This window comes from Ideonella azotifigens (assembly GCF_006519715.1).
Classification (GTDB): Bacteria; Pseudomonadota; Gammaproteobacteria; order Burkholderiales; family Burkholderiaceae_C; genus Ideonella; species Ideonella azotifigens.
This window is the reverse complement of the sequence record NZ_VIDT01000258.1, coordinates 1-7,176: the sequence shown is the minus strand read 5'-3', so window position 1 is coordinate 7,176 and position 7,176 is coordinate 1. Positions and strand designations below refer to the sequence as shown.

The 7,176-nt window shown below is 67.7% G+C and carries 7 protein-coding genes; all 7 read left to right on the top strand.

The genetic code is table 11. The features are described from left to right. Positions 1 to 467 (top strand): UDP-N-acetylglucosamine--N-acetylmuramyl-(pentapeptide) pyrophosphoryl-undecaprenol N-acetylglucosamine transferase (locus FKP22_RS16050; RefSeq protein WP_310733341.1); only part of this gene is annotated, 467 nt, incomplete at its 5' end. Next, entirely contained in the window at positions 464 to 1,873 is a 1,410-nt protein-coding gene (gene murC, locus FKP22_RS16045; protein ID WP_141288469.1) for a UDP-N-acetylmuramate--L-alanine ligase, read from the top strand. The genes FKP22_RS16050 and murC, both read left to right, overlap by 4 nt. Beyond that, entirely contained in the window at positions 1,870 to 2,841 is a 972-nt protein-coding gene (locus tag FKP22_RS16040; RefSeq protein WP_141288468.1) for a D-alanine--D-alanine ligase, read from the top strand. The genes murC and FKP22_RS16040 overlap by 4 nt, the downstream gene beginning before the upstream one ends. 8 nt (positions 2,842 to 2,849) lie before the next feature. Beyond that, a complete protein-coding gene (locus FKP22_RS16035) occupies positions 2,850 to 3,662 on the top strand; it encodes a cell division protein FtsQ/DivIB (protein ID WP_141288467.1) in 813 nt (270 codons plus the stop codon). A gap of 7 nt (positions 3,663 to 3,669) precedes the next feature. Beyond that, positions 3,670 to 4,902, top strand: a complete 1,233-nt coding sequence (gene ftsA, locus FKP22_RS16030; RefSeq protein ID WP_141288466.1) for a cell division protein FtsA — start codon at positions 3,670 to 3,672, stop codon at positions 4,900 to 4,902. A 112-nt stretch (positions 4,903 to 5,014) separates the two neighbouring features. After that, entirely contained in the window at positions 5,015 to 6,259 is a 1,245-nt protein-coding gene (gene ftsZ / locus FKP22_RS16025; RefSeq protein WP_141288465.1) for a cell division protein FtsZ, read from the top strand. Between the two features lie 225 nt (positions 6,260 to 6,484). Continuing rightward, entirely contained in the window at positions 6,485 to 7,132 is a 648-nt protein-coding gene (locus FKP22_RS16020; RefSeq protein ID WP_141288464.1) for a response regulator, read from the top strand. Positions 7,133 to 7,176 lie beyond the last annotated feature (44 nt).

Sequence of the window (7,176 nt, the reverse complement as noted above, 5' to 3'; positions counted from 1 at the left end):
CGGCGCTGTCGCAGATGCCCACCGAGTTGCGACCGCAGGTCACCCACCAGACCGGCACGAGCAACCTCGATGACGTGCGCAGCCGGTACGCCACGCTGGGCCTGCAGGCCGAGGTGCTGCCTTTCATCGACAACATGGACCAGCGCCTGGCCGACTGCGACCTGATCGTCTGCCGCGCCGGCGCGATCACCGTCAGCGAACTCTGCGCGGCCGGTGTGGCCAGCGTGCTGGTGCCGCTGGTGGTCTCGACCACCTCGCACCAGCGCGACAACGCGGCCTGGATGGCAGAGCGCGGCGCCGCGCTGCACCTGGCGCAAGCCGACATGAACCCCCAGCAGCTGGCCGGGCTGCTGCAGCAACTGGACCGGACGCAACTGCTCGCGATGGCTCAAAAGGCCCGCATGCTGGCGCGACAAGGTTCGGCCGCGAAAGTGGCCGATGAAATCGAAAGGCTGATCAAGCCATGAAACACGCGGTCAAGCACATTCACTTTGTCGGCGTCGGCGGCGCCGGCATGAGCGGCATTGCCGAGATCCTGCACAACCTGGGCTACAAGGTCTCCGGCTCGGACCAGGCCGACAGCGCGACCACGCGGCGGCTGGGCGAGCTGGGCATCCAGATCTTCATCGGGCATGACGCGGCGCACATCGCCGGTGCCGGTGCAGTCGTCACGTCCACCGCCGTGCGTGGCGACAACCCGGAGGTGATCGCCGCCCGGTCGCACCGCGTGCCAGTGGTGCCGCGCGCGGTGATGCTGGCCGAACTGATGCGGCTGAAGAAGGGCATTGCGATTGCCGGCACGCACGGCAAGACGACGACCACTTCGCTGGTGACCTGCGTGCTGGCAGAGGCTGGCGTGGACCCGACCTTCGTGATCGGCGGCAAGCTGAATTCGGCAGGCGCCAACTCGCGCCTGGGCTCGGGCGACTTCATCGTCGTCGAAGCCGACGAGTCGGACGCTTCGTTCCTGAACCTGATGCCCATCCTGTCGGTCGTCACCAACATCGACGCGGACCACATGGACACCTATGGCCATGACTTCGCGAAGCTGAAGGGCGCGTTTGTCGACTTCGTGCACCGCATGCCGTTCTACGGTGCCGCCATCCTGTGCGGCGACGACCCTGGCGTGAAAAGCATCATCCCGATGATCTCGCGCCCGGTCATCACCTACGGCATGGGCGAAGACGTGCAGGTGCGTGCGGTCAACGTGCAGGCGCTGCGCGGCGGCCAGATGCGCTTCACCTGCCAGCGCCGCAATGGCAGCGTGATGCCGGACCTGGACATCACGCTGAACCTGCCGGGCGAACACAACGTGCGCAATGCGCTGGCTGCGATCGCGGTGGCGACCGAACTGGAGCTGCGCGACGAGCCCATCGTCGCCGCGCTGGCCAGCTTCACCGGCGTGGGCCGGCGCTTCCAGCGTTATGGCGAGCTGCCGGCGAACGGAGGTGGCGCCTTCACGCTGATCGACGACTACGGCCACCACCCGGTCGAGATGGCCGCGGTGCTTGCCGCGGCCCGCGGCGCCTTCCCGGGCCAGCGCCTGGTGCTGGCCTTCCAGCCGCACCGCTACACCCGCACGCGGGACTGCTTCGAGGACTTCGTCAAGGTCATGGGCCAGGCCGACGCGGTGCTGCTGACCGAGGTCTATGCCGCCGGTGAATCGCCCATCGTCGCGGCGGATGGCCGTTCGCTGGCACGCGCCCTGCGTGTGGCCGGCAAGGTCGACCCGGTGTTTGTCGACGAGGTGGCGCTGCTGCCCGAGGAGATCCGGGCCTTTGCGCGCGATGGTGATGTCGTGATCGCGATGGGCGCAGGCTCGATTGGCGCAGTGCCGGCGAAGGTTGTCGAGTTGAGCGGAGGCGCGGCATGACCGCCATTGACGTGAAGAGCTTCGGCAAGGTTGCGGTGCTGATGGGCGGGGATTCCGCCGAGCGGCCGGTGTCGCTGATGTCGGGCGAAGGCGTGCTGAAGGCGCTGCTGTCGCAGGGCGTGGACGCGCATGCCTTTGACCCTTCCGAGCGTGGCCTGCATGAACTGAAGACCGAAGGCTTCGCGCGCTGCTTCATCGCGCTGCATGGCCGCCATGGCGAAGACGGTTCGGTGCAGGGCGCGCTCGAATTGCTGGGCATTCCGTACACCGGCTCGGGCGTGATGGCCTCGGCGGTGGCGATGGACAAGGTCATGACCAAGCGCGTGTGGATCGCCGAGGGCTTGCCCACGCCGAAGTTCCGCCGCCTGCGCCGCGGCGAGCATGGCCGCGAGGTCACGCGCGAGGTGCCGGACACGCTGGGCCTGCCGCTGATCGTCAAGCCGGCAAGAGAAGGTTCCTCTTTTGGCGTGACCAAGGTGCCGGGGTATTCAGGGATGCATGAAGCGGTGGCCTTCGCCGCACAATTCGACCCTGACGTGCTGTGCGAAGAATTCATCGAAGGCGACGAGGTCACCTGCCCGGTGCTGGGAGAAGGTGACGCCGCCGTCGCATTGCCGGTGATCCGCATCCAGGCCCCCGACGGCAAGTACGACTTCGAGCACAAGTACCACTCCGACGAGACGCAGTACCACTGCCCGAGCGGCCTGCCCGAGGCCGAGGAACGCGAGATCCAGCGCATCGTCGTCGAGGCCTATCGCCTGCTGGGTTGCCGCGGCTGGGGCCGCGCTGACCTGATGATCCGCGCCAGCGACCGTCAGCCCTTCCTGTTGGAGATGAACACCTCCCCGGGCATGACCGGCCACTCGCTGGTGCCGCGCTCGGCCCAGGCTGCCGGCATGAGCTACGAGCAACTGTGTGTGCACCTGCTGGCCGGTGCCAGCTTGGACAACCCGCCTGCCAAGGCCTGAACGCTGCCATGAACGCCGCCGCCAACTTCACCGCCCGCTTTGCTCGCAGCCCGCTGCGCGCCGAGCTGCCGCTGGACGTGCGGGTCATGAACTCGACCACTGCCGCCGTGGTGCTGCTGGCGGTGGTGGTGGCCGCGGGTGCGGCGGCCGGCTGGATCGCGCGCCAGCCGTATTTCACGATACGCGGCATCCGCCTCGAAGGCGACGTGACGCGCAACAGCGTCGCGACCATCCGCGCCAATGCCGCGCCGCGGCTGGCTGGCAGCTTTTTCACGATGGACCTGCAGGCTGCGCGCCAGGCCTTCGAAGCCGTGCCCTGGGTGCGCCATGCGGTGGTGCACAAGGTCTGGCCGAACCGGCTGCTGGTGCGCCTGGAAGAGCACAAGCCGGTGGCAGTGTGGCTGGGCGACGAGGGCAACGACCGGCTGGTCAATTCGCATGGCGAGATCTTCGACGCCAACGTGGGCGACGTGGATGACGAGCGGCTGCCGGAATTCGACGGCAATGAAGGCCAGGCGCCGACGATGCTGGCGATGTATCGGCGGCTCACCGCGGTGTTCCGGCCGATGGACCTGAGCCCTGTGCGGCTGGCGCTGTCGGACCGCGGCTCCTGGGAGGTTGAGCTGGACAACGGCGGCGTGGTCGAGGTGGGCCGCGGCTCGGAGGATGAGGTGATCGCGCGCTGCGAGCGCTTCGTGCGCACCGTCTCGCAAGTGGCCGCGCGCCAGCACCGGGCCTGGAACCACGCCGACCTGCGCCACGCCGACGGCTATGCGTTGCGACTGAACACAGCGGCCGACACCGGCACGCGCACCAACTGAGGAAGGCATGGCCAAGGAATACAAGGATCTCGTCGTCGGGCTGGACATCGGCACCGCCAAGGTGATGGCGGTGGTGGCCGAGGTCCTGCCCGGTGGCGAGCTGCGTGTGGCCGGCCTGGGGGTGGCGGCGTCACACGGCTTGAAGCGCGGCGTGGTGGTCAACATCGACGCCACGGTGCAAAGCATCCAGCAGGCACTGAAGGAAGCCGAGATGATGGCCGCCTGCAAGATCGAGCGCGTCTACACCGGCATCACCGGCAGCCACATCCGCGGCCAGAACTCGACCGGCATGGTCATCGTGCGCGACAACCGCGAGGTCACGCCGACCGACGTGGCGCGCGTGATCGAGACCGCCAAGGCGATCAACATCCCGAACGACCAGCGCCTGCTGCTGGTCGAGTCGCAGGAGTTCGTGATCGACGGGCACGAGGTCAAGGAGCCCATCGGCATGAGCGGCAGCCGGCTCGAAGTCAAGGTGCACATCGCGACCGGCGCCCAGAGCGCGGCCGAGAACATCCTGAAGTGCGTGCGCCGCTGCGGCCTGGAAGTCGAGCAGCTGGCCTTGAGCCCGACGGCCTCTGCGGCTGCGGTGCTGACCGAAGACGAGATGGACCTGGGCGTGGCGGTGGTCGATATCGGCGCCGGCACGACCGACGTGGCGATCTACACCGGGGGCTCGATCCGCCACACCGCGGTGATCCCGATTGCCGGTGACCTGATCACCAGCGACATCGCGATGGCGCTGCGCACGCCCACCAAGGATGCGGAAGAGATCAAGGTCGAATACGGCGTGGCCAAGCAGCTGCTGGCCGACCCGAGCGAGCAGCTCGAAGTGCCGGGCCTGGGCGACCGCGTGCCGCGCATGCTGTCGCGCCAGGCGCTGGCCGGCGTGATCGAGCCGCGGGTCGAAGAGATTTTTTCGCTGGTGCACCAGGTGATCCGCGAGTCCGGCTACGAGGAGTTGCTCTCGTCGGGCATCGTGATCACCGGCGGCACGGCGGTGATGCCGGGCATGGTCGAGCTGGGGGAGGACATCTTCCTCAAGCCGGTCCGCAAGGGCCTGCCGACCTACTCCGGTGCGCTGTTCGACATGGTGGCCAACCCACGCTCGGCCACCGTGATGGGTTTGCTCGAAGAAGCACGCCTCGCCCACACCCGCGGCCACAAGGCCGCGCAGCAGGCGGGGTCCGTCAAGACGATGTTTGGGAAAGCCCGGGACTGGTTCCTGGGCAACTTCTAGGGATGTGGGTCCCGGATCAAGAGGCTCGCTTGAAGCCTCACCAGAAGTGATTGAGTGAATTCAGGTTTTTTCAGATAACGGCAACTGCAACGCGACGACGAAGGAGGTTCCAATGGCCATCGAGATGATCGAAGAATTTGACCAGGGCACGCAGATCAAGGTGATCGGCGTGGGCGGCGGCGGCGGCAATGCCGTCGAGCACATGATTGCCCAGGGCGTGCAAGGCGTGGAATTCATCTGCGCCAACACCGATGCCCAGGCGCTCAACCGCAGCGCCGCGGCGCAGCTGGTGCAACTGGGCTCGACCGGCCTGGGCGCGGGCTCCAAGCCCGACGTGGGCAAGACTGCGGCCGAAGAAGCCGAGGACCGCATCCGCGTGGCCATCACCGGCGCGCACATGCTGTTCATCACCGCCGGCATGGGCGGCGGCACCGGCACCGGCGCGGCGCCGGTGATCGCGCGGGTGGCCAAGGAAATGGGCATCCTGACGGTGGGCGTGGTCACCAAGCCCTTCGACTTCGAAGGCGGCCGGCGCTGCAAGCAGGCCGATGCCGGCGTGGCCGAGCTGGAAGCCAACGTCGACTCGCTGATCGTGGTGCTCAACGAGAAGCTGCTGGAAGTGCTGGGCGACGACGTCACGCAGGACCAGGCCTTCGCGCATGCCAACGACGTGCTGAAGAACGCGGTCGGTGGCATCAGCGACATCATCCACATCCCCGGCCTGGTCAACGTCGACTTCGAAGACGTGAAGACCGTGATGAGCGAGCCGGGCAAGGCGATGATGGGCACCGCCATTGCCAGCGGCCCGGACCGCGCGACCAAGGCGGCGGAAGCCGCGGTCGCCTGCCCGCTGCTGGAAGGCATCGACCTGTCCGGCGCGCGCGGCGTGCTGGTGCTGATCGCTGCGTCGCGCAACAACTTCAAGCTCTCCGAGAGCAAGAACGCGATGAACGCGATCAAGCGCTACGCCGCCGATGAAGCCCACATCATCTATGGCACCGCCTACGACGAAAGCCTGGGCGACCAGCTGCGCGTCACGGTGATCGCCACCGGCCTGTCCTCGGCCCGCCGCGCGCAGGCGCCGCTGACGGTGGTGCAGACCCAGCCGGTGCTGCGCACCGGGACCGACAACCTGCCGCTGCTGAACACGCCGATGCAGGCCGGCATGGCCGGTGCGGCGCATGGCATGAGCCACGGTGCAGCGCCCGCGCCCGCGGCGCACGACTACGGCCACCTGGCCACGCCCAGCGTCTGGCGCACTGGCCGCACGCAGGCAGCAGCCAAGGTCGAGGCGCTGAGCTCGAACGGCATGGACGAAATCGAAATCCCCGCCTTCCTGCGCAAGCAAGCCGATTGAATGGAGCACCCGGCTCGGCGGGTACGCCGAGCCACCCTCCGGGAGGGGGACACCGCGGCTGCGCGGTGGTGTTGTCGTTGTAGAAGTTGCGGTGATGTTTCGGGGCGCTTGGACGCCCCGTTTTTCGTGCGGTCTGCACAGGCCTGGGTCGGAAACTGTCCCTTGAAGCAGTGACGAAGGCGCAGGGCACCGGCACGCCGTCGGCGAGTCCCTACACTGCGCACCATGACTGCATTGACTGTCGTGATCGTTGAGGACGATGAACGCTTCCGCGCCGCGTTCAGCGCAATGGTGGCCCAGGCGCCTGACATGCTGCTGGCCGGCACCGCTGCCGACCTGCCGCAGGGCCTGCAGCTGCTGCAAGGCGTGCGCCCGGACGTGTTGCTGGTCGACCTGGGCCTGCCCAGCGGCAGCGGCATCGAGTTGATCCGCTTCGCGCACGACCACCTGCCGCAGACCGATGTGATGGTCGTCACGGTGTTCGGCGACGAACCGCATGTGATGGCCTCGCTGGAAGCCGGGGCGACCGGCTATCTGCTGAAGGACAGCCGGGCCGAGGACCTGGTCGAGCAGATCCGTGCGCTGCGTGCTGGCGGCAGCCCCATCAGCCCGGTGATCGCGCGCCAGCTGCTGCTGCGCCTGGCACCCGAGCCGCAGCCCACCGCGGCCGACGACGCCTTGCTGTCGCCGCAGGAGCGGCAGGTGCTGACACTCAGCGCCAAGGGCTTCAATTTCGAAGAGATCGCCCGCATGCTGAATGTTTCGCGGCACACGGTGATGACTTACGTCAAGCGCAGCTATCGCAAGCTGCAGGTGCATTCCAAGACCGAGGCGATCTACGAGGCCCGCAAGCTGGGCCTGGTGCGTGACTGACAGCGCACTGCCGGCGCCGCCCGCCTTGGGGCGACGCCGGGCCT

Bases quoted from the DNA above. Each gene is read 5' to 3' on its own strand.
- FKP22_RS16040 (WP_141288468.1), top strand. From the start codon at position 1,870: ATGACCGCCATTGACGTGAAGAGCTTCGGCAAGGTTGCGGTGCTGATG.
- FKP22_RS16035 (WP_141288467.1), top strand. From the start codon at position 2,850: ATGAACGCCGCCGCCAACTTCACCGCCCGCTTTGCTCGCAGCCCGCTG.
- FKP22_RS16020 (WP_141288464.1), top strand. From the start codon at position 6,485: ATGACTGCATTGACTGTCGTGATCGTTGAGGACGATGAACGCTTCCGC.
- ftsZ (WP_141288465.1), top strand. From the start codon at position 5,015: ATGGCCATCGAGATGATCGAAGAATTTGACCAGGGCACGCAGATCAAG.
- murC (WP_141288469.1), top strand. From the start codon at position 464: ATGAAACACGCGGTCAAGCACATTCACTTTGTCGGCGTCGGCGGCGCC.
- ftsA (WP_141288466.1), top strand. From the start codon at position 3,670: ATGGCCAAGGAATACAAGGATCTCGTCGTCGGGCTGGACATCGGCACC.